Below are 19,419 nucleotides of genomic sequence, written 5' to 3'. Positions count from 1 at the left end.
GCGCCGGCGGGATGATGCCGTCGGTCAGCTCTTGACCGGGCGTCCGGCCAGCCGGTCGAGGTCGGCGCGGGCGAGGCCGGTGAGCTGCGCGACCTCCTCGGCGTCCACGGCGCCGCAGTCGAGACCGCGCAGCAGGTAGCCGCTGAGCGCCTTGGCGGTGGCGGGCTCGTCCATCACGTCGCCGCCCGCGCGGTTCACATACGCCGCGAGCCGGGCCGCGGCCTGCTCCAGGCCTTCGCGGTAGAAGGCGTAGACGGCCGCGTAGCGGGTCGGCAGGTGGCCGGGGTGCATGTCCCAGCCCTGGTAGTAGGCACGGGCCAGGGACCGGCGTACGAGGCGGTAGTGCAGCCGCCAGGCGTCGTGGACCTGCGAACGGGGGCCAATGGGGAGGACGTTGGTGGAGCCGTCGGAGAGCCGGACGCCGGTGCCCGCCGCGGCCACCTGCATGACGGCCTTCGCATGATCGGCGACCGGGTGGTCCATGGACTGGTACGCGGCGCTGACGCCGCAGGAGGCGCTGTAGTCGAACGTCCCGTAGTGCAGGCCGGTGGCCCGCCCCTCGGCTGCGTCGATCATCCGGGCGACGGTGGCGCGACCGTCGGGGCCGAGGATCGCCTGGGTGGTCTCGATCTGGATCTCGAAGCCGATCCGGCCCGGCTCCAGGCTGTGGGCCTTCTCGAACTCCTCGAGCAGGCGCACCATCGCGGCGACCTGCTCGGCGTACGTCACCTTGGGGAGGGTGAGGACGAGCCCGTCGGGGAGTCCGCCGGCCCGCATCAGTCCGGTGAGGAAGATGTCGAGGGTGCGGATGCCCCGGTCGCGCACAGCGGCCTCCATGCACTTCATCCGGATGCCCAGGTACGGAGGGCATGAGGACGGCACGCCCTCACGCAAGGCGTCCGCGACGAGCCGCGCGGCGCGAGCGGCGGCGGCGTCCTCCTCGGCGTCGGGACGCGGGCCGTAGCCGTCCTCGAAGTCGAGGCGCAGGTCCTCGACGGGCTCCCGGACGAGCTTGGCGCGCACCCGCTCGTACACCGGCTCGGCGAGCTCGTCGCTCAGCCCGAGGACGGCGGCGAAGGAGGCGGCGTCGGGGGCGTGCTCGTCCAGGGCGGCGAGGGCCTGGTCACCCCAGGAGCGCACGGTGCCGGCGTCGACGGCGTCCGCGGGGACGTAGACGGTGTGGACCGGCTGCCGGGTGCCGGGGTCGCCCGGGTAGCGATGCGCGAGCTCCGCGTCCACGGCCGCCAGGGAGGCCCCGATCTCCGCACGCACCGCGCTCGCGAGGCTGGTGGCGACCGTCTCGTGCTGCCCCATTCCCACACCTTTCACTTCGCCGGGCTTCCGTAAAACGGAAAGAGTAATCCGCATAGTGAAGCTATCCATGGCGGGTTCGCAGGTCAACACCCACTCTGCACGCAGAAGGCCCCCGCACGCGCGCGTGCGGGGGCCTAACAGGAGAAGGGGTCAGCCCTTGCGAGCCTTGACCTCTTCGGTCAGCTGCGGGATGACCTGGAAGAGGTCGCCGACCACGCCGTAGTCGACCAGGTCGAAGATCGGGGCCTCGGCGTCCTTGTTGATGGCCACGATGGTCTTCGAGGTCTGCATACCGGCCCGGTGCTGGATGGCGCCGGAGATGCCCGCAGCGATGTACAGCTGCGGCGAGACCGACTTACCGGTCTGGCCCACCTGGCTGGTGTGCGGGTACCAGCCGGCGTCGACCGCGGCACGGGACGCGCCGACGGCAGCGCCCAGGGAGTCGGCCAGCTTCTCGATGAGCGAGAAGTGCTCGGCCCCGCCCAGACCACGGCCGCCGGAGACCACGATCGCGGCCTCGGTCAGCTCGGGGCGGCCGGTCGACTCGCGCGGCGTACGCGAGACGACCTTGGTGCCCTTGGACGCGTCGGCGATGTTCACGGCCAGCTGCTCGACGGTGCCGGCGGCCGGGGCGGCCTCGGGCGCGGCCGAGTTGGGCTTGACGGTGATGACCGGGGTGCCCTTGGTGACCCGGGACTTGGTGGTGAACGCGGCGGCGAACACCGACTGGGTGGCCACCGGACCTTCGTCGCCGGCCTCGAGGTCGACGGCGTCGGTGATGATGCCGGAGCCGATCCGCACCGCGAGGCGGGCGGCGATCTCCTTGCCCTCGGCGGAGGAGGGGACGAGTACGGCGGCCGGGGAGACGGCCTCGTAGGCGGCCTGCAGCGCGTCCACCTTCGGGGCGACGAGGTAGTCGCCGAACTCGGGCGCGTCGGTGGCGAGGACCTTCACCGCGCCGTACTCGGCGAGCGTCGCGGCGGCGGCGTCGGCACCGGCGCCGAGGAACACGGCGACGGGCTCGCCGATGCGGCGGGCGATGGTCAGCAGTTCGAGGGTGGGCTTGCGGACGGCGCCGTCCACGTGATCGACGTAGACGAGAACTTCAGCCATGGGATTGCTCTCCTGCGAATGCGAAGTATCTGGGGGCGGTGGGGCGTTCGAGCCGGGGTGGTTCCGGCTCTCGTGACTGCGGTCAGATGAACTTCTGCTCCGCGAGGAAGGCGGCCAGCTGCTTGCCGCCCTCGCCCTCGTCCTTGACGACCGTGCCGGCGGTACGGGCGGGGCGCTGCTCGGCCGCGTCGACCGTGGTCCAGGCGCCCTCGAGGCCGACCTCGTCCTCGTCGATGCCCAGGTCGGACAGGTCCAGGGTCTCCACCGGCTTCTTCTTGGCGGCCATGATGCCCTTGAAGGAGGGGTAGCGGGCCTCACCGGAAAGGTCGGTCACCGAGACGACCGCCGGGAGGGACGCCTCGAGCTGCTCGGTCGCGGCGTCGCCGTCGCGGCGGCCGGTGACCTTGCCGTCCGCCACGGAAACCTCGGAGAGCAGGGTGACCTGGGGAACGCCCAGCCGCTCGGCGAGGAGCGCCGGCAGCACGCCCATGGTGCCGTCCGTCGAGGCCATACCGCAGATCACCAGGTCGTATCCGGTGTGCTCGATGGCCTTGGTGAGGACCAGGGAGGTGCCCAGCGCGTCGGTGCCGTGCAGGTCGTCGTCCTCGACGTGGACGGCCTTGTCCGCACCCATGGAGAGCGCCTTGCGCAGTGCGTCGCGAGCGTCCTCGGGGCCGACCGTCAGGACGGTGATCTCCGCGTCGTCGGCCGCCTCGGCGATCTGGAGGGCCTGCTCGACGGCGTACTCGTCGAGCTCGGACAGCAGGCCGTCGACCGACTCGCGGTCGGTGGTCAGGTCCTCGGCGAAGTGCCGGTCGCCGGTGGCGTCAGGCACGTACTTCACACAGACAACGATCCTCAAGCTCACGCCGGCTCTCCTACTGCATCGTCACTTCGGGGCGTCCCCCATGCCGAAGGCCAGGGGCCTGCCTTCTTGCTGGCAGCATAGGCGCCTTTCGGGATGAATCCCGGTTGGGGCGGCCCGCTCTTCGGCCCATATTACTCGCCAGTACACTCCCCCGATTCCCGCTGAGCAAGGGCGGCGGAGTGTGACCTTGCCAACGCTCCGTAACCGGGACGGCTCAGTCCCGGAGGGCGTTCACGCCCAGTCGAGCGGAGCCCGGTCAGATCGCCGCTCCGAGGGCTGCGATGACATCCGCCTTGCGCGGCTGTCCGGAGGCGCGGCGGACGACCCTGCCGTCCGCGTCGAGCACCAGGACGGTGGGCGTGCGAAGGATCCGCAGGCCCCGTACGAGCTCCAGGTTGGCCTCGGCGTCGAGCTCCACATGAGCCACGCCCTCAACCATCCCGGCGACGTCCGCCAGGGTGCGCCGAGTGGCCCGGCAGGGCTGACAGAAGGCACTGGAGAACTGCACGAGCGTCGCCCGCTCCCCGAGGGCCTGGCCCAGCTCCGCCGCACTCAGCCGCGTCTCGCCGTCGCGACCGCGCACCGTCAACCGTCCATTCCATCGCTTGTGGAGCAGCCCGAAGACGCTCGCCGCCGCGAGCACCGCCACACACACCATCAGGCCCGTCATCGTCCACTGGCAGCGTTCACGAGACCGCAAGAATTCCCGCGGCGTCCAGTCCGCGGGGTTGCGACATGCTGGTCGGCATGACCGTGGGCATCGACGTACGAGGACCGAGGTTCGGAGCGGCCGTGACCACGGTCGTGCTGGCCGCCGTGCTGATCTCCGGCAGCGAATGGCTGTTGGCGTGGCAGGCGCTGTGCTTCGCGCTCGGGACGGTGGCCGGGGTGGGACGCTCGCCGTACGGCTGGCTGTTCCGGGCCGTGGTGCGCCCGCGACTGGGGCCGCCCACGGAGTTCGAGGACCCGGCTCCGCCGCGCTTCGCCCAGGGAGTCGGCCTCTGTTTCGCGCTCCTCGGGCTGGTCGGCTACGTCGTCGGGCCGGAGTGGCTCGGGATGGCCGCCACGGGGTGCGCCCTTGCCGCGGCCTTCCTCAATGCGGCTTTTGCCTACTGCTTGGGCTGCGAAATGTACCTTCTGCTACGCCGCACGGTCGGCTGACGAGGCGTCAGGTATCGGACCGACGTGACGAGAATCTCCTGCCGAGGCCGCCCGCGAGCTGGCCGGGGGGCCCACGCATCAGGCACGATCTGCCAGAGCCGCATACCTACGGCCGCGTAACTTCCCCGGGAGAACCCTCCCCAGGCCGCGCAGAAGGGTCCCCCGCATGGCAGAGCTCGTCTACCCACCGGTGATCGGCGTCGCGCGCACCATGTTCAAAGTGCTCGACCTGCGCTTCGACATCCAGGGCACCGAGCACATACCGCGGCGCGGCGGGGCCGTCCTGGTCAGCAATCACATCGGCTATCTGGACTTCGTGTTCTGCGGGCTCACCGCCCTCCCCGCCAAACGCCTGGTGCGCTTCATGGCGAAGGAGTCGGTCTTCCGGCACAAGATCTCCGGTCCCCTGATGCGCGCGATGAAGCACATCCCGGTCGACCGCTCACAAGGAGAGAACGCCTACGTGCACGCCCTGAAGGCGCTCCGCTCGGGGGAGATCATCGGGGTCTTCCCGGAGGCGACGATCTCGCCGTCCTTCACCCTCAAGAACTTCAAGTCGGGCGCGGCCCGGCTGGCGCAGGAGGCGGGGGTCCCGTTGCTGCCGATGGCGCTGTGGGGGACCCAGCGCCTGTGGACCAAGGGCCGCCCGCGCAACCTCGGCCGCAACCACATACCGATCACGATGCGAGTGGGCGAGCCGCTGGCCGCCGATCCGGGTGAGACAGCGATGAGCGTTACCTCCCGGCTGCGCGGCCGCGTGCAGGATCTGCTCGAGGCCTGCCAGCGTGCCTACCCCGTACGCCCCAAGGGCCCGGACGACACCTGGTGGATTCCAGCCCACCTCGGGGGCACCGCACCCGCCCCGGCGGAGTCCGTCGGCCGGGAACGGGACTAGGTCCTGTCCGATCGGACAGGGCCTAGCCGCCCGCGCCCTAAGCGACCCCGTGGACCTCGATCTCCGCGCCGGGGTTGAACTTCGCCAGTGACTCGGCGAGTTCGGCACCAGCGGCGTCGAGCTCGCCCAACGTCATCGGCTCGAGCCGCTCCAGCAGGAAGACCGCGTTGACGGACGCGTCGGTCAGCCGAGTGCGTACGCCCTGGCGCCAGTTCCACCGGCGGCACGTCACGCCCTCGTCGTCGCACCAGACGACCTCGCCCGGGTCCGGGTGCTCGACGGCCGGCTCGCCGCCCGCCACGGTCGCGAACCGCTCGTCGCCCACGGCTCGTACGAGCCGCATCCCGCCCCGGATGTGATCGATGTCCTCGCCGCCGACCGGGATGAGGTGGGCGACGCTGACAGCGTTGTAGAGGTCGACGAGGCGGTTGATGCGCGGCAGCTCGCCGCCCGCGAGGGCGCGCCGGGCCAGCGCCTCGGCGGAGTTGCGGGTGCGGGACGGCTTGGACCCGAACGCGGTGTACGCGGCGCGCCAGGCGGCGATGTGCGGGTCCTCGTGCAAGGCGCGCCCGCCCAGCCGCTCGGCGAGCCGACGGGCGGCCGCGTTGAGCAGCCCCGAGGTGTGCGCGTCGCTGGGGCCGTTGGTCAGGCCGCGCGCCTCGACGGCGAGGTGCACGAAGCTCGGCACGATGGCGCGGACCTCGTCGGAGACGGTGAGGGAGAGTGTCATGCACTGTCCTCGTCCTCAGAGGGCGGTGGGGAGCAACCGCAACAGGTGCGGCCGGTCGGTCGCGTCCTGGAGGGCCTTCAGAAGGCGCGCCATGTGACGCGCATGGCTCCGCTGTCGGCGGAGTGCGGGATGGTGTCGCGTACGTGCTCGTAGGCCACCTTGGCGTATGCGTATGCGTCGCCGGACCGCGCCCGGAGCCGGGCCGCCGTCTCACGCACCAGCGGGTGCTCGTGATCGATGACCTCGTCGGCGGCGAGGTACCCGGACAGGTCCGGGACTTCCTGCGTCAGCTCCATGGCATCGGAAGCGTAGGGATCCGCCCGACCAGGGTCATTCGAATTACAGCAGAGTGCATACTCATGCAGTTACCGCCGACCCATCTCCTCCGCGAGGGCGGCGACGAACCCGTCCACGTCCGCCTCCGTGGTGTCGAAGGAGCACATCCAGCGGACGATTCCGGCCGCCTCGTCCCAGACGTAGAAGCGGTAGCGCTTCTGCAGCCGCTCCGCGAGGTCGTGCGGCAGGGTCGCGAAGACCGCGTTGGACTCCACGGGGTGGACGATCTCCACACCGCCCACTCCGCGGACCCCTTCGGCGAGCCGGCGGGCCATCGTGTTGGCGTGCCGGGCGTTGCGCAGCCACAAATCGCCGGCGAGCAGGGCCTCCAACTGCGCGGAGACGAAGCGCATCTTGGACGGGAGCTGCATGGACAGCTTGCGCACATGCTTCATCGCCCGCGCCGCACCTGGGTTCAGGACGATCACGGCCTCACCGAAGACCATGCCGTTCTTCGTGCCGCCGAGGGACAGGATGTCCACCCCCACGGCGTTGGTGAAGGCTCGCATCGGCCGATCCAGCGACGCGGCGGCGTTGGCCAGCCGTGCCCCGTCGAGGTGCACCAGCATGCCGTGCTGATGGGCGTGTTCGCAGATGGCCCGGATCTCGTCGGGCGTGTAGACGGTGCCCAGTTCGGTGCTCTGCGCGATCGAGACGACCTGCGGCATGGCACGGTGCTCGTCGTCCCAGCCGTACGCCTCGCGGTCGATGAGCTCGGGGGTGAGCTTGCCGTCCGGCGTCGGCACGGTGAGCAGCTTCAGCCCACCGACGCGCTCAGGGGCTCCACACTCGTCGACGTGGACGTGCGCGCTGTCGGTGCAGATCACCGCACCCCAGCGGTCGGTGATCGACTGCAGGGCGACGACGTTGGCGCCGGTACCGTTGAAGACCGGGAAGGCCTCGGCGGACTGGCCGAAGTGGCTGCGTATGACCCGCTGCAGATGCTCGGTGTAGACGTCCTCGCCGTAGGCGATCTGGTGGCCGCCGTTGGCGAGGGCGAGCGCGGCCAGGACCTCGGGGTGCGCTCCTGCGTAGTTGTCACTGGCGAAGCCGCGCAGCTCGGGGTCGTGACGCCGCCGGGCGTCGGTGGTCACGGTCGCGGGGTCAACCACAGGCGGTTTCCGTTCACTTCCTCGGCGGGCCGGTCCCAGACACCGACGATGGCGTCCGCCAGGTCCTTGACGTCCGTGAAGCCCGCGAACTTCGCATTGGGGCGTTCGGCGCGCATCGCGTCGTGCACCAACGCCTTCACCACCAGGATGGCAGCCGCCGCCTTGGGGCCGGCCTCGCCCCCCTCCTTCCGGAACGCGTCGGCGAGCGCGAGCGTCCAGGCCTCGGCGGCGGCCTTCGCCGCGGCGTAGGCCGCGTTGCCGGCCGTGGGCTTGCTCGCCCCGGCCGCACTGATCAGCACATAGCGTCCGTTGCCGGCGCGCTCGAGGGCGTCGTGGAAGGCCAGCGAGGTGTGCTGCACCGTCCGGATGAGGAGGTCGTGCAGCGTGTCCCAGTGGGCGAGGGGTGCGTCGGCGAAGGTCTTGCTGCCGCGCCAGCCGCCGACGAGGTGGATCAGGCCGTCGACCCGGCCGAACTCCTTCTCGATACGGGCCGCCCATTCGCGGGTCGCATCGAGGTCGAGGAGGTCCACGATGTCGCCGGTGACCGTCGCGCCGCCGTGGGCGTAACGGGCCGCGTCGACGGCCTCTGCGAGCCGCTCGGCGTCGGCGTCGGAACCGACGACGGTGGCACCCGCCTGGGCGAGGCGCAGCAGTGCCGCCCGCCCCGCAGGCCCGCCGGCTCCGGCGACCGCGACCACCGCGCCGTCGAGGGACCCCTTACCGTTGATCGTCATGGTCGTCGCCTCTCCGGACTGGCTCACGCGGCGCCCGCCGTAACCGTCGGCTTCGCCGGCGCTGGTCCTGCACCGCTCGTCGATGCGGCGCTCTGCGCCGTGATCCCCTTCGTCGAGGCGATCACGCCCTTGAGCTTCTTGGCGAGTGCCTCGTAGAACATGCTGAGCGGGAACTCGTCCGGAAGCACGTCGTCCACGAGCTTGCGCGGCGGCTGGGTCAGGTCGAGAGCGTCGGGGCCCTTGGCCCAGGTGGACCCGGGGTGCGGAGCGAGGTACGACGAGACCAGGTCGTACGCGGCAAACCAGTGGACCAGCTTGGGGCGGTCGATCCCCTCGCGATAGAGCTTCTCGATCTCGGCGCAGAGCTGGTTGGTGACCTGCGGGGCGCGGTCCCAGTCGATGTGCAGGGTGTTGTCCGTCCAGCGTACGACGTCGTGCCGGTGGAGGTAGGCGAACAGCAGCTGGCCGCCGAGACCGTCGTAGTTGCGGACCCGTTCGCCGGTCACCGGGAAGCGGAACATCCGGTCGAAGATCACCGCGTACTGCACATCACGAGCCTGTGCGAAGCCCTCGGCCTCGAGCTTCACGGCCGCCTTGAAGGCAGTGAGGTCGCAGCGCAGTTCCTCCAGGCCGTACATCCAGTACGGCTGGCGCTGCTTGATCATGAAGGGGTCGAACGGCAGATCGCCGTGGCTGTGGGTCCGGTCGTGCACCATGTCCCAGAGCACGAACGCCTGCTGGCAGCGCCGCTGGTCGCCGATCATCTCCCGGATGTCCTCGGGGAGCTCGAGCCGCAGGATGTCGACGGCGGCTTCGGTGACCTTGCGGAAGCGGGCGGCTTCGCGGTCGCAGAAGATGGCGCCCCAGGTGAAGCGCTCAGGGGCCTCGCGGACGGCGATGGTCTCCGGGAAGAGCACCGCCGAGTTGGTGTCGTAGCCGCCGGTGAAGTCCTCGAAGGTGATGCCGAGGAACATCGGGTTGTCGAAGCGGGTGCGCTCCAGCTCGGCGAGCCAGTCCGGCCAGACGACGCGCAGCACGACAGCCTCGAGGTTGCGGTTCGGGTTGCCGTTCTGGGTGTACATCGGGAAGACGACCAGGTGCTGGAGGCCGTCGGCGCGCTGCTGCGCGGGCTGGAAGGAGAGCAGCGAGTCCAGGAAGTCCGGCACGGCGAAGCCGGCGTCGGCCCAGCGGCGGAAGTCGGTGACCAGGGCGCGGTGATATTCCGCGTCGTGCGGCAGCAGCGGGGAGAGGTCCTCGATCGCCGAGATGGCCCGGTCGAGCGCGAGCTCCACCGTGGCCCGGGCGGGCGCGCCCTCGGCTTCGAAGTCGATCGACCCGTCCTTGGACTGCCAGCGGCGGATCTCTTCCACGGCACCCTTGAGGACGGGCCAGGAAGCGTGGTCGACGACACGCTCGGCGGAAGGAGCGCCGCCTCCCTTGCGGCCCTGCACAAGAATTTCCGTCATAGCCCACCTTCCACGGGAGAACCTCTCGTTCGGACACCGTATCCAGATGAGGATCTCTCACTCAAGCCGAGCCGCCGGAAATTATCCTGCAGGCCACCTATCTACACCGACGTTTTTCCTGCAGGGCACCCGTACCCGGAGGTCCGGCGCCCCACGCCTGCCGCTGTCTAAACGCACGGGAAACCAGCGCGGCCGGGGCGCCCGGGGCGGCCCGTCCCGTTAGGCTGCGGGACTGCCCGCCGGACGGACACCGGAATGGAGACAGCCTTGACTTTCCTGACCATCGGACACCGCGGAGTGATGGGCATCGAGCCGGAGAACACGCTGAGGTCCTTCGTCCGCGCAGACCGCGAGGGCCTGGACGTCATCGAGCTGGATCTTCATCTGAGCAAGGACGGCGCGCTCGTGGTGATGCACGACGCGGACGTGGACCGTACGACCGACGGCAAGGGCCCGATCGCCGACTTCACCCTCGCCGAGCTTCGTGAGCTGGATGCGGGCGAGGGTGAGCGCATCCCGGTCTTCGAGGAGGTCCTCGACGCAGTGAAGGCACCTCTCCAGGCGGAGATCAAGGACGTGGCCGCGGCACGGGCGCTCGCCGACGTCATGACCCGCCGAGACCTGATGGGCCGGGTGGAGGTCCTCTCGTTCCACGACGAGGCCCTGGCGGAGATCCGGCGGCTGCTGCCCGAGGTCCGTACGGCTCTCGTGGCCAGCCGCTACGGGACCGAGGCCATTGACCGCGCGCGGGCGGTGGGCGCCAAGACGCTGGTCCTGAACATCCGTCGGCTGACCCTGGAGATCGTGGAGCTCGCCCGGGCGGCCGAGCTGGGGGTCATCGGGTGGGTGGTCAACACCCCGGACCACCTGCGGCTGGTGCGCGCCCTCGGTCTGGACGGCGCGACGACGGACTTCCCGGAGGTCAAGCGCACCAGCCGCTTCACCGCCTAGGCCCTGTCCGGCCGATCACGCCGGACAGGGCCTAGCACTCCACAGCGGCGTCGGTGTCGCACGTCCGCAGCGTCCTCCTCGCCACTGTCGTGAGCCTCACGGGAGGACGCTGCCGTGGCGACGGTCCGCCGCCGCGGACCTCGTCCGGCAGACCTAGTCCAGCTCCTTGACGAGCAGCTCGAACTGCAGGTCGGCGCGGAGCGGGATGCCGAAGCGCTCGTCGCCGTAGGGGAACGGGCTCATCTTCCCGGTGCGGCGGTAACCCCGGCGCTCGTACCAGGCGATGAGGTCGTCACGAGCCGATATCACGGTCATGTGCATCTCGCGGACACCCCACCCGGCGCGGACGCTCCGCTCCGCCTCCGCGATGATCACCTTGCCGAGCCCGCCGCCCTGGAGTCGCGGGCGGACCGCGAACATGCCGAAGTACGCGTGCGTGCCCCGGTGTTCCAGCTGGCAGCAGGCGACGAGCTCGCCGTCCTGCTCCACGGCGAGCATCCGGCTGTCCGCACTCCGCACCACGACCGCCACGCCTTCGGGGTCGGTCCGCTGCCCGTCCAGCAGATCGGCCTCGGTGGTCCATCCGGTACGGCTGACGTCGCCGCGGTACGCCGATTCGATGAGCTCGACGAGCGCCGGGACGTCGGCTTCGGTGGCGTCCCGGAAGGTGAGTTCGGCATCGCTGGCCGGGGCGGTGTCCATGGCGGCGGGGCTCCTCTCGTCCGGCCTGGCCGGGGGCTATGAGGCTAACAAGCCCCTCCTGCGGGTTTACCGCGGGCACTCGTGCGCAAGGAGCGGTGCATGGTGCATGTTCTGAGCAGTCGGATCCTGCTGCGGCCCACTGATCCCGAGCGCTCGCGGGCCTTCTACGGGGAGGCCCTCGGACTCGCGGTCTACCGCGAATTCGGGACCGGGCCGGAGCGAGGGACGGTCTACTTCCTCGGCGGGGGCTTCCTGGAGGTGTCCGGGAGGTCCGACGCTCCTCCCTCCCCCGGGCTCCAGCTGTGGCTGCAGGTCGCCGACGCGGTGGCCGCACACCAGGAGCTGGCCGCTCGCGGCGTGGAGATCCTGCGGGAGCCCAAGCAGGAGCCCTGGGGTCTCGTGGAGATGTGGATCTCCGATCCGGACGGCGTACGGATCGCGGTCGTCGAGGTCCCCGAGGACCATCCCCTGCGCTATCGGCCGTGACCTCTGCCGTCCGGGGTGGCGTCACAGCGCAGGCCCCGCCGAAACGTCGCACCGCCGCGCTCCCCCGGTGCGCCCGTGCGCTCCCGTGTGCGGCGGCACCCCGGGGCATCCTCCCGGCGTGTTCCCTGCCGGACACGGAGGTGCGCTGTGCACGGACCGCCGCTGGTCGGCTGGCTGATGGTCGCGGTGTGCGGCGCCAGCGGGCTGTACTGCCTGATGCGCACCCGCGCCCGCAACCCGGAGGTGCGTCGGCACGCGGGCGGCGAGGCGATCATGGGCCTGGGCATGGCGGCCATGGCGGTTCCCGTGCTGGCCGCGGATCCGCAGGCCTGGATGTCGTCGGCGTTCGTGGTGGTGTTCGCCACGGCGGCGCTGCGGGGGCTGCTGCTCGTTCGCACCGGAGTGCACCATCTGCACCACGCCCTGGGGTCCGTCGCGATGGTCCACATGGCACTCTCGGGCGGTGCCGGCGGCCACCACTCCGCCGTCCAACCTGCGGACGGAATACCCCTGTTGACGGGTCTGCTGCTGGCGTACTTCGCGGTGTACGTGCTCCGCACGGGCGTCCGGATGGTGCCGCTCGGGGCGACGGCCGACGGTGGCCCGGCTGCCCCGGGCACGGGCTGGGTGGAGCGCCCGGAGGTGGCGACGGCGTGCCGGGTCTCGATGGGGATCGGGACGTTCGCCATGCTGCTGACGGTCTGACGGACCTGCACCGTTCAGTTCCGAATCCGTGGTCTGCGTCACTTCGCGGTCGGGGTCATACCCGCCGGTAGCCACCCCCTCGTAGGCTGGCGACCATGATGCTCCCGCTCGCGCTGCTGGCTCTCGGCGGGCTGGCCGCGGTCGTCGCCCCGCGTCTGATGGCGCGGGCCGAGTGGCCGGACCGCGAGCCGGTGCTGGCTCTGTGGGTGTGGCAGTGCGTGGTGGGAGCGGTGCTGCTCTGCTGTGCGCTGGCGATGGCGCTCAGCGCGGCCGCCGCCTGGGGGGCCGTCCGCGGGCAGGTGTTCGCTCCGGCTCCGCGCGGTGTCGTCGAGGCGTACGCCCTGCAGGGATACGGTCCGTGGGCGGGGACCGTGGCCGCCCTGCTGGCCTGCGGCGGAGTGTGGACGGCCACGATGCTCACCCGCGAGGTCTGGGCGGCGCGCGCCAAGCGCCAGCAGCAGCGCGCGGAACTGCTCGCCCGCTCCCCGCGGATGCCGGGCGAGGCGCCCGCCGAGGACCGGCTCTGCGTGCTGGAGGGCGAGCGACCGGACGCCTGGTGGCTGCCGGGTGCAGCGCCGCGGCTGGTCATCACCACCGCTGCTCTCCGGCGGCTCGACCGGCGCCAGCTGGACGCCGTACTGGCCCATGAGCAGGGCCATGCGCGGGCCCGCCACGCATGGCTGCTGCACTGCTCCTCGGCGCTCGCGGGCGGATTCCCGCAGGTGCCGATGTTCGCTGCCTTCCGCGACCAGATGCACCGGCTGGTCGAACTGGCCGCTGACGACGTCGCCTCGCGCCGGTTCGGGCGGCTGACGATCGCGCTGGCGCTGGTCGAACTCAACGAGGACCGAGGGGTGTTCGGCCCGTGCCCGACGGCCCAGGCCGAGGTCCCGCGGCGGGTGGACCGACTGCTGGCCGCGGCGCCGCGGCTCGCTCCGGCCCGACGGCTGAGGCTGACCGCCGCGGCCGCGCTCGTGCCGGTGGTGCCGCTCGTCGTGACCCTGGTGCCCGCGCTCGGCCAGCTGTTCTAGGGGCGTGGGGTGTTCGGATGGCCTTCTGATCCGGCCATCCGCGAAGATCGTCCCCATGGACGCGTCATCTCTTCGCTCACCGGCCTGGTATCTCCCGTATCTGTGGACGGCAGTGGCCTGCGGCCTGGCGTACACCGCCCTGCTCGGGCTCGTCGTGGCGGAGTGGGCGCCCCTGATGTCGGCGGACCGGACGGTCGCCCACGGTCTGCACCGCTCGGCGGTGGACCACCCCGGCTGGGCAGACGCCAACCAGGCGCTGACGGACTGGGTCTGGGACCCGGCGACGATGCGCGTGCTGCTTCTGCTGGTGGCCGCCCTGCTCGTGGTGCGCGGCGACTCGATGACCGCAGTGATCGTCCTGGTCGCGACGGTCATCGGCTGGCTCGTGCAGGGGGGCATGAAGTTAGCCGTCGGACGGGCGCGCCCGGTCTGGCAGGACCCCGTCGACATGGCCCAGAACGGAGCCTTCCCATCGGGTCACGCCATGACCGCGGCCCTGGCGTGCACCCTGCTGCTGTGGCTGCTGTGGCACCGCGCAGCGGGAGCGCGGTGGCTGTGGGCCGTCGCCGCGGTGGCAGTCGTCTCGGTCCTGGGAGTGGGCTTCACTCGGGTGTACCTGGGCGTGCACTGGCTGTCCGATGTCCTGGGCGGCTGGCTGCTGGGCGTGGCCCTGGCGGCGCTGGCGACCGCTGCCTGCGTCCGGTGGGGCGCTCCGGGCGGCGACCGTGAGGCACGATCGTCCAGCCGGGCGTGAGCGGAGGCGGGGAGACCACCGGCACCCGCCCGGGGGCGGGGCCCGTTCCGCTACGAGCGGGAACCGCCGTCTCGGACGATCCCCCGCGTCGCCCGAGACGGCAGCGTCCCGGACCACTGTCCCGAATCCGGGGCCGGTGTCCGGAGACATCACGAGTATATTGGCTCTGAGCCAGTCAACGCCGGAGTTACCAAATGTCCCCGCGAAGTGCAGCGGCCAACGAGGAGTTGCGCCGACGCTCGCGTGAGCGGCTGCTGGAGGCGACCGTCGAGCTGGTGGGACAGCGCGGCTACGAAGCGACGACGCTGGCCGACATCGCCGACCGGGCCGGCTCGGCCCGGGGCCTGGTGTCGTACTACTTCCCCGGCAAGCGGCAGCTGCTGCAGTCGGCGGTACACCGGCTCATGCGTCTGACACTCGAGGCCGCCCTGGAGCGGGAACCGCGGACCGACGACGGCAGGGAGCGGCTGGCCCGGGCGATCGACGCCATCCTGGGGATCGCTCGCGACCGACCCACGCTCATGCGCACGCACATGGCGGGCATCCTCACGGCCGAGGGCTTCATCCAGTGCCCGGAGCAGCAGCGGCTCGCCGCCCTGCTCCGGGACACGGTGGTGCGCTACGGCTCGGCCGACCCGGACGCCGACTATCCGATGCTGCGTGCGCTGCTGATGGGTGCAGTGGTCGCGCTGCTGCTCCCGGGCGCGCCGATGCCGCTCCCGAGGCTGCGCGCCGAGCTGTTCCAGCGCTACGGGCTGGAGTGGGGGCTCGGCGTCCCGCCGGGTGGCGGACCGCCCGGCGGGACCTCGGCACAGCTGGTGCACCAGACCGATCAACGGTAGTCCGGCTGTGTCTGCACGTTGAGCTCGTGCAGCCGGAGCCATTTGGCGCTGTCGGTCCGCCGGTCGGCGACCCTCAGGACGTCGAAGCCCTTGGAGATGTCGTTCGAGTAGATGTGGCCGTTGTAGTAGTACGCGGACCACGAGCCGCCGCCGGTGAGAATGTCCGTGGAGAGCGGGCCGCGCTCGAAGTAGCCGATCTCCTCCGGCTTCGAGGAGTCGGTGAAGTCCCAGATCGACACGCCGCCCTGGTACCAGGCCTGGACCATGATGTCGCGGCCCCTCGCCGGGATCAGCGAGCCGTTGTGGGCGACGCAGTTCTCGGTGTCGGCCTGGTGCCGCGGGATCTTGTAGTAGCTGCGGAAGGCGAGCTTGCGCTCGGTCCCCCCGCCGACGATGTCGTAAATGCCGTCGGCGCCGCGGTTCGGGCCGGTCCGCTCGTTGCAGGTGGCCGCGCCGCCGCCGCCGAGCTCATCGGTGAAGACCACCTTGTTGCCGCGCTCGTTGAAGGTCGCCGAGTGCCAGAACGCGAAGTTGACGTTGTCCTGGACCTGGTCGATCACCTTCGGGGCGGCAGGCTCCGAGATGTCCAGCAGGACGCCGTCGCCCATGCAGGCGCCGGCGGCCAGCTTCAGCTTCGGGAAGGCCGTGATGTCGTGGCAGCCGGTGGTCTTCGAGACGCCCGGGTTGGCGGGGCCGCCCGGATTGCCGCCATCCGGGAAGAGGACCGGGAAGTTGACGAGGGCGGACTTCTCAGGTGCCCGTCGCGGCACCTTGATGATCGAGATGCCGTCGTGCGGTGGCTGACAGTCGGGAAATGCCTCGTTCGGTGAGTACGAGGAGACGTAGACGTAGATGTTGCGGCGCTCGGGCACCAGGGTGTGGGTGTGCGAGCCACAGGCGGTCTCGACGGCAGCGACGTACTTCGGGTTCCGCTTGTCGCTGATGTCGAAGATCTTCATGCCCTCCCAGGAGGACTTCTCGTTCGCCGGCTGCGTGGTGCTGTTGCAGGAGTTGTCATTGCGCGAGGAGTCGGTGGAGAGGAAGAGGAGATCACCGGAGACGGAGATGTCGTTCTGGGCGCCGGGGCACAGGACCTGGCTTACGGTCTCCGGCGACTTGGGGTTACGGATGTCGAAGATGCGGAAGCCGTCGTAGTTGCCGGCGAAGGCGTACCTGCCCTGGAAGGCGAGGTCCGAATTGGTCCCCTTGAGAGCGTCCTTGGGGATGTTGGCGAGGTGGGTCACGTTATCGCTGTGGACGACTTCGTCCACGCCGGGTATCTCACCGCTGGTGATGGCGGTCCGGGTCTCGGCCGCCTGGCCCTTGCTCACGCGCTTCTCGGCGGGTGCGTCGCCCGGGTCGGGCGTTGCGGCCGCCGGGCCTGCTGCCAGGAACGAGGCGATCAGGCCGAAGGCGGCCGCCGCCACGCCGAGCCGTCTGCGCCGCACTGGGGGTGTGTGCAACGACGTCACTGCGTCCTCCCTTGTGTCCGTTCGGAATTGAACGGTCCGGATCCCGGCAGTATCGCGGGTCGCATGTACATATCAATAGATGCAACCAAGCTGTAATGCTGCGTTCCGATCAGCGCTCCGTGGTCGCGTGCTAGACAGACCCGACTGACCCGCACTTTCCAGGAGGTCACCGTGTTCCACCGCCGTTCGACTGCGCGCCTCCGTGCAGTGACCGCCGTGGCGGCACTCGCGGTCGCGGTACCGGCCCTCGGCGCCTGCGAGTCCGACGCGGACCCCTCGGCGAAGGCGGACGACCGGCCTTCGGTTGTGGCGCCGGGCAAGCCGGGTGAGGCGGCGGAGACGCTGTCTGCGGAGGACGCGGAGAAGGCTCTCGGCGACGACAGCCCCAACTCGGCAGACTTCGGCTATGTGCAGCGGATGATTGACCATCACCAGCAGGCGCTGGTGATGACCGACGTGGCGGGGAAGCAGGCCGGTTCACAGAAGATCCGGCGCCTCGCGGCCCGGATCGCGGCGGCACAGGGACCCGAGATCAAGGCCATGCAGGCCTGGCTCAAGAAGAACGGGGGTCCGAAGGACCACACCGGCCACGGCGGCGGGTCGATGCCGGGCATGGCCACCGAGCGGCAGCTCGACGGGTTGCGCGCGGCGCGCGGCGACGACTTCGACGCGCTGTTCCTGAAGCTGATGATCACGCATCACCAGGGAGCGATCACCATGGCCGCGGAGGTGCTCTCGGAGGGCAACAACGTGCTGGTCGAAGAGATGGCGAGCGACGTCATCGCGCAGCAGACGAGTGAGATCAACCGGATGCGCGGGATGTCCTAGCCGAATGTCCTGAGGAATCGGCGGACCTCCTGTGGCGTGCCCGGCAGGGCATCTCCCGTCCCGCCGTCCCCGGTGCGATGCTGGAAGCATCCTGCGGGAAGGAGCCTTCCGTGCTTCGCGTCGCCGTCGTCGGTTCAGGACCGAGCGGGGTGTACACCGCCCAGTCCCTCGTCGAGCAGCAGGCCGTACCGGATGTGCATGTGCACGTACTGGACCGGCTGCCCTGCCCGTACGGGCTGGTGCGGTACGGCGTCGCGCCCGACCACGAGAAGATCAAATCGCTGCAGCGGAATCTGCGCACCGTGCTGGAGCACCCCCGCGTCGATTTCCTCGGCCATGTGCAGATCGGCACCGGCGGGCTGGGCACCGAGCAGCTGCGGGACATGTATCACGCGGTGGTCTACTGCGTGGGCGCGGCGACCGACCGCCGGCTGGGCATCCCTGGAGAGGAGCTGCCCGGCAGCTTCTCCGCCACCGAGTTCGTCTCCTGGTACAGCGCCCATCCGGACGCCGCGGTCAACGGCTTCCTGCTGGGCGCGCGCTCGGCGGTGGTGATCGGCGTGGGCAATGTCGCGGTGGACGTGACCCGCATCCTGGCGCGGGGCGCGGACGAGCTGCGACCCACGGATGTGCCGCAGGCGGCGCTCGGCGTACTGGCGGAGAGCCGGGTGCGCGAGGTGCAGATGGTGGGACGGCGCGGGCCCTCCCAGGCGAAGTTCACCACCAAGGAGCTGCGGGAGCTGGGCGCACTGCCGGGCGCGGAGGTCGTCGTGGATCCCGCGGACCTGGTCCTGGACCCGGCGTTCGCCGACCCCTCCGGGCTGCCGGCGGTGAACCGGCGCAATGTGGAGGTGCTGCGCGGCTGGGCCGGCCTCCCGCCCCAAGGTCGGGACCGCCGCCTCACCCTGCGGTTCTTCCTGCGTCCTGTGGCAGTGCTGGAGGCCCCCGGCGGCGGGCGGGTCGGAGGGGTCCGGTTCGAGCGGACGATGCCCGACGGGCACGGCGGCGTCGTGGGAACGGGCGCCTTCGAGGACATCCCCGCCGAGCTGGTCCTGCGGTCCGTCGGCTATCGGGGCGTACCGCTGCCCGGATTGCCCTTCGATCCCCAGCGCGGGACGGTGCCGCACACGGCAGGGCGGATACTGCGCGACGGCGCGCCCTCGCCCGGCGAGTACGTCGCCGGATGGATCAAGCGGGGACCCACCGGCGTGATCGGCACCAACCGGCCGTGCGCCAAGGAGACCGCGGCGTCGCTGCTCGCCGACGCCGATGCGCTGATGAGGCGGCAGGTGTCCGACGATCCGCGGGAGGCGCTGCGGCGCCTGGGGCAGGATCCGGTGGACTGGTCGGGCTGGCAAGCCATCGAGGCGGCGGAGGTCGCGCTGGGACATTCGCTGGGCCGGACCACCGTCAAGATCCCGGACTGGGCGGGGCTGCTGAGCGCGGCGCGGGGCGGCCGCCGGACCTGAGAGCCCGCTCTCAGGCCTCCCCGTACCGGTCCGCCTGGCGGTCGGCAGCCACCAGGACGCTGTCGAGCAGCCCGGGGAAGAGCGCATCGAGATCGGCGCGGCGCAGTCCGTTCATCTTCGCGGTGCCGCGGTAGGTCTGGCTGATCACGCCGCTTTCGCGCAGCACCCGGAAGTGGTGCGTGGTGGTGGACTTGCTGACCGGCAGGTCGAAGACCGAGCAGGAGAGCTCCTGGTCCCCCTGCGCGAGGCAGCGGACCACCCGAAGCCGCATCGGGTCTGACAGCGCGTGCAGCACCTCCTCCAGCCGGATCTGATCGCGCGTCGGGTGATCCAGCGTGCGGCTGGGCTGCGTGCTCGTGGCGATCGTCATGGCGGCGGCCTCCTCGTCTCCCGAGGCCATTGTACGAGATTCCTCGTAGTTTGACATTCGCCGTACTACGATGCCTATCG

21 protein-coding genes and 1 pseudogene are annotated in these 19,419 nt (G+C 70.7%); 10 read left to right on the top strand and 12 right to left on the bottom strand.

Features of this window, described 5'->3' with window-relative positions; translation table 11 throughout:
* Positions 1-24 precede the first annotated feature (24 nt).
* From ACTWQI_RS11945 to ACTWQI_RS11930, 4 genes are all read right to left on the bottom strand, one after another.
* Positions 25-1,314 (bottom strand): DUF6986 family protein, encoded by a 1,290-nt coding sequence (locus tag ACTWQI_RS11945; RefSeq protein WP_443269793.1) that lies wholly within the window; start codon positions 1,312-1,314, stop codon positions 25-27.
* A 150-nt stretch (positions 1,315-1,464) separates the two neighbouring features.
* Positions 1,465-2,427 carry an electron transfer flavoprotein subunit alpha/FixB family protein gene (locus tag ACTWQI_RS11940; RefSeq protein ID WP_443269792.1) on the bottom strand — a complete coding sequence of 321 codons (963 nt, stop codon included), beginning with the start codon at positions 2,425-2,427 and terminating at the stop codon, positions 1,465-1,467.
* A gap of 82 nt (positions 2,428-2,509) precedes the next feature.
* A complete protein-coding gene (locus ACTWQI_RS11935; RefSeq protein WP_443269791.1) occupies positions 2,510-3,295 on the bottom strand; it encodes an electron transfer flavoprotein subunit beta/FixA family protein in 786 nt (261 codons plus the stop codon).
* Between the two features lie 256 nt (positions 3,296-3,551).
* Positions 3,552-3,965 (bottom strand): TlpA family protein disulfide reductase, encoded by a 414-nt coding sequence (locus ACTWQI_RS11930; RefSeq protein WP_443269790.1) that lies wholly within the window; start codon positions 3,963-3,965, stop codon positions 3,552-3,554.
* Between the two features lie 83 nt (positions 3,966-4,048).
* On the opposite strand from ACTWQI_RS11930, the gene ACTWQI_RS11925 reads away from it, so the two are divergent.
* Positions 4,049-4,456 (top strand): DUF4395 domain-containing protein, encoded by a 408-nt coding sequence (locus ACTWQI_RS11925; RefSeq protein ID WP_443269918.1) that lies wholly within the window; start codon positions 4,049-4,051, stop codon positions 4,454-4,456.
* Positions 4,457-4,622: 166 nt separating this feature from the next.
* Positions 4,623-5,351, top strand: coding sequence for a lysophospholipid acyltransferase family protein (locus tag ACTWQI_RS11920; protein ID WP_443269789.1), 729 nt, complete (start codon positions 4,623-4,625; stop codon positions 5,349-5,351).
* A gap of 37 nt (positions 5,352-5,388) precedes the next feature.
* On the opposite strand, the gene ACTWQI_RS11915 is transcribed toward ACTWQI_RS11920, so the two are convergent.
* The 5 genes and pseudogenes from ACTWQI_RS11915 to ACTWQI_RS11895 all read right to left on the bottom strand — a co-directional run bounded on the left by ACTWQI_RS11915 (position 5,389) and on the right by ACTWQI_RS11895 (position 9,729).
* Positions 5,389-6,081, bottom strand: a complete 693-nt coding sequence (locus tag ACTWQI_RS11915) for a B3/B4 domain-containing protein (protein ID WP_443269788.1) — start codon at positions 6,079-6,081, stop codon at positions 5,389-5,391.
* 83 nt (positions 6,082-6,164) lie between these two features.
* Positions 6,165-6,377, bottom strand: a pseudogene (locus ACTWQI_RS11910) (transglutaminase); the annotation flags it as partial.
* A 69-nt stretch (positions 6,378-6,446) separates the two neighbouring features.
* Complete coding sequence (locus ACTWQI_RS11905; protein WP_443269787.1) at positions 6,447-7,529, bottom strand: threonine aldolase family protein; 1,083 nt, start codon at positions 7,527-7,529, stop codon at positions 6,447-6,449.
* Positions 7,508-8,263: an SDR family NAD(P)-dependent oxidoreductase gene (locus tag ACTWQI_RS11900; protein ID WP_443269786.1), complete on the bottom strand. Its 756-nt coding sequence runs from the start codon at positions 8,261-8,263 to the stop codon at positions 7,508-7,510. Before ACTWQI_RS11900 ends, ACTWQI_RS11905 begins: the two co-directional genes overlap by 22 nt.
* Before the next feature lie 23 nt (positions 8,264-8,286).
* Positions 8,287-9,729: a DUF6421 family protein gene (locus ACTWQI_RS11895; protein ID WP_443269785.1), complete on the bottom strand. Its 1,443-nt coding sequence runs from the start codon at positions 9,727-9,729 to the stop codon at positions 8,287-8,289.
* A gap of 267 nt (positions 9,730-9,996) precedes the next feature.
* On the opposite strand from ACTWQI_RS11895, the gene ACTWQI_RS11890 reads away from it, so the two are divergent.
* Positions 9,997-10,680 carry a glycerophosphodiester phosphodiesterase gene (locus ACTWQI_RS11890; protein ID WP_443269784.1) on the top strand — a complete coding sequence of 228 codons (684 nt, stop codon included), beginning with the start codon at positions 9,997-9,999 and terminating at the stop codon, positions 10,678-10,680.
* Between the two features lie 153 nt (positions 10,681-10,833).
* Here ACTWQI_RS11890 and ACTWQI_RS11885 read toward each other — a convergent pair whose 3' ends face one another.
* The gene (locus tag ACTWQI_RS11885) at positions 10,834-11,382 is read right to left on the bottom strand and encodes a GNAT family N-acetyltransferase (protein ID WP_443269783.1); all 549 of its coding nucleotides are present in this window, start codon (positions 11,380-11,382) and stop codon (positions 10,834-10,836) included.
* 99 nt (positions 11,383-11,481) lie between these two features.
* On the opposite strand from ACTWQI_RS11885, the gene ACTWQI_RS11880 reads away from it, so the two are divergent.
* The 5 genes from ACTWQI_RS11880 to ACTWQI_RS11860 all read left to right on the top strand — a co-directional run bounded on the left by ACTWQI_RS11880 (position 11,482) and on the right by ACTWQI_RS11860 (position 15,200).
* The gene (locus tag ACTWQI_RS11880; protein WP_443269782.1) at positions 11,482-11,868 is read left to right on the top strand and encodes a VOC family protein; all 387 of its coding nucleotides are present in this window, start codon (positions 11,482-11,484) and stop codon (positions 11,866-11,868) included.
* Between the two features lie 147 nt (positions 11,869-12,015).
* Positions 12,016-12,573 carry a DUF5134 domain-containing protein gene (locus ACTWQI_RS11875; protein WP_443269781.1) on the top strand — a complete coding sequence of 186 codons (558 nt, stop codon included), beginning with the start codon at positions 12,016-12,018 and terminating at the stop codon, positions 12,571-12,573.
* Positions 12,574-12,668: 95 nt separating this feature from the next.
* The gene (locus tag ACTWQI_RS11870; RefSeq protein ID WP_443269780.1) at positions 12,669-13,604 is read left to right on the top strand and encodes a M56 family metallopeptidase; all 936 of its coding nucleotides are present in this window, start codon (positions 12,669-12,671) and stop codon (positions 13,602-13,604) included.
* Positions 13,605-13,659: 55 nt separating this feature from the next.
* Positions 13,660-14,358, top strand: coding sequence for a phosphatase PAP2 family protein (locus tag ACTWQI_RS11865; RefSeq protein ID WP_443269779.1), 699 nt, complete (start codon positions 13,660-13,662; stop codon positions 14,356-14,358).
* A 194-nt stretch (positions 14,359-14,552) separates the two neighbouring features.
* Positions 14,553-15,200 (top strand): TetR/AcrR family transcriptional regulator, encoded by a 648-nt coding sequence (locus ACTWQI_RS11860; RefSeq protein ID WP_443269778.1) that lies wholly within the window; start codon positions 14,553-14,555, stop codon positions 15,198-15,200.
* Here the strand turns inward: ACTWQI_RS11860 and ACTWQI_RS11855 are convergent.
* Entirely contained in the window at positions 15,191-16,672 is a 1,482-nt protein-coding gene (locus ACTWQI_RS11855) for an LVIVD repeat-containing protein (protein WP_443269777.1), read from the bottom strand. The two genes, ACTWQI_RS11860 and ACTWQI_RS11855, sit on opposite strands and share 10 nt — an antisense overlap.
* A 171-nt stretch (positions 16,673-16,843) precedes the next feature.
* Between ACTWQI_RS11855 and ACTWQI_RS11850 the strand changes: the two genes are divergently transcribed.
* On the top strand, positions 16,844-17,500 hold the full coding sequence (locus ACTWQI_RS11850; protein WP_443269776.1) for a DUF305 domain-containing protein: 657 nt from the start codon (positions 16,844-16,846) through the stop codon (positions 17,498-17,500).
* Between the two features lie 110 nt (positions 17,501-17,610).
* Entirely contained in the window at positions 17,611-18,969 is a 1,359-nt protein-coding gene (locus ACTWQI_RS11845) for an FAD-dependent oxidoreductase (RefSeq protein ID WP_443269775.1), read from the top strand.
* A gap of 10 nt (positions 18,970-18,979) precedes the next feature.
* Here ACTWQI_RS11845 and ACTWQI_RS11840 read toward each other — a convergent pair whose 3' ends face one another.
* Complete coding sequence (locus ACTWQI_RS11840) at positions 18,980-19,339, bottom strand: ArsR/SmtB family transcription factor (RefSeq protein ID WP_443269774.1); 360 nt, start codon at positions 19,337-19,339, stop codon at positions 18,980-18,982.
* Positions 19,340-19,419: the final 80 nt, after the last annotated feature.

The organism is Streptomyces sp. KR80 (genome assembly GCF_052245555.1).
Taxonomy (GTDB): Bacteria; Actinomycetota; Actinomycetes; order Streptomycetales; family Streptomycetaceae; genus Streptomyces.
The sequence above is the reverse complement of the archived record's forward strand: the minus strand, read 5'-3'. Positions and strand labels throughout refer to the sequence as shown.

What these genes read in the sequence shown, in the direction of transcription:
- ACTWQI_RS11885 (WP_443269783.1), bottom strand. Translation starts at nt 11,382, where the DNA reads ATGGACACCGCCCCGGCCAGCGATGCCGAACTCACCTTCCGGGACGCC.
- ACTWQI_RS11870 (WP_443269780.1), top strand. Translation starts at nt 12,669, where the DNA reads ATGATGCTCCCGCTCGCGCTGCTGGCTCTCGGCGGGCTGGCCGCGGTC.
- ACTWQI_RS11895 (WP_443269785.1), bottom strand. Translation starts at nt 9,729, where the DNA reads ATGACGGAAATTCTTGTGCAGGGCCGCAAGGGAGGCGGCGCTCCTTCC.
- ACTWQI_RS11860 (WP_443269778.1), top strand. Translation starts at nt 14,553, where the DNA reads ATGTCCCCGCGAAGTGCAGCGGCCAACGAGGAGTTGCGCCGACGCTCG.
- ACTWQI_RS11865 (WP_443269779.1), top strand. Translation starts at nt 13,660, where the DNA reads ATGGACGCGTCATCTCTTCGCTCACCGGCCTGGTATCTCCCGTATCTG.
- ACTWQI_RS11840 (WP_443269774.1), bottom strand. Translation starts at nt 19,339, where the DNA reads ATGACGATCGCCACGAGCACGCAGCCCAGCCGCACGCTGGATCACCCG.
- ACTWQI_RS11945 (WP_443269793.1), bottom strand. Translation starts at nt 1,314, where the DNA reads ATGGGGCAGCACGAGACGGTCGCCACCAGCCTCGCGAGCGCGGTGCGT.
- ACTWQI_RS11940 (WP_443269792.1), bottom strand. Translation starts at nt 2,427, where the DNA reads ATGGCTGAAGTTCTCGTCTACGTCGATCACGTGGACGGCGCCGTCCGC.
- ACTWQI_RS11930 (WP_443269790.1), bottom strand. Translation starts at nt 3,965, where the DNA reads ATGACGGGCCTGATGGTGTGTGTGGCGGTGCTCGCGGCGGCGAGCGTC.
- ACTWQI_RS11915 (WP_443269788.1), bottom strand. Translation starts at nt 6,081, where the DNA reads ATGACACTCTCCCTCACCGTCTCCGACGAGGTCCGCGCCATCGTGCCG.
- ACTWQI_RS11880 (WP_443269782.1), top strand. Translation starts at nt 11,482, where the DNA reads ATGGTGCATGTTCTGAGCAGTCGGATCCTGCTGCGGCCCACTGATCCC.
- ACTWQI_RS11920 (WP_443269789.1), top strand. Translation starts at nt 4,623, where the DNA reads ATGGCAGAGCTCGTCTACCCACCGGTGATCGGCGTCGCGCGCACCATG.
- ACTWQI_RS11900 (WP_443269786.1), bottom strand. Translation starts at nt 8,263, where the DNA reads ATGACGATCAACGGTAAGGGGTCCCTCGACGGCGCGGTGGTCGCGGTC.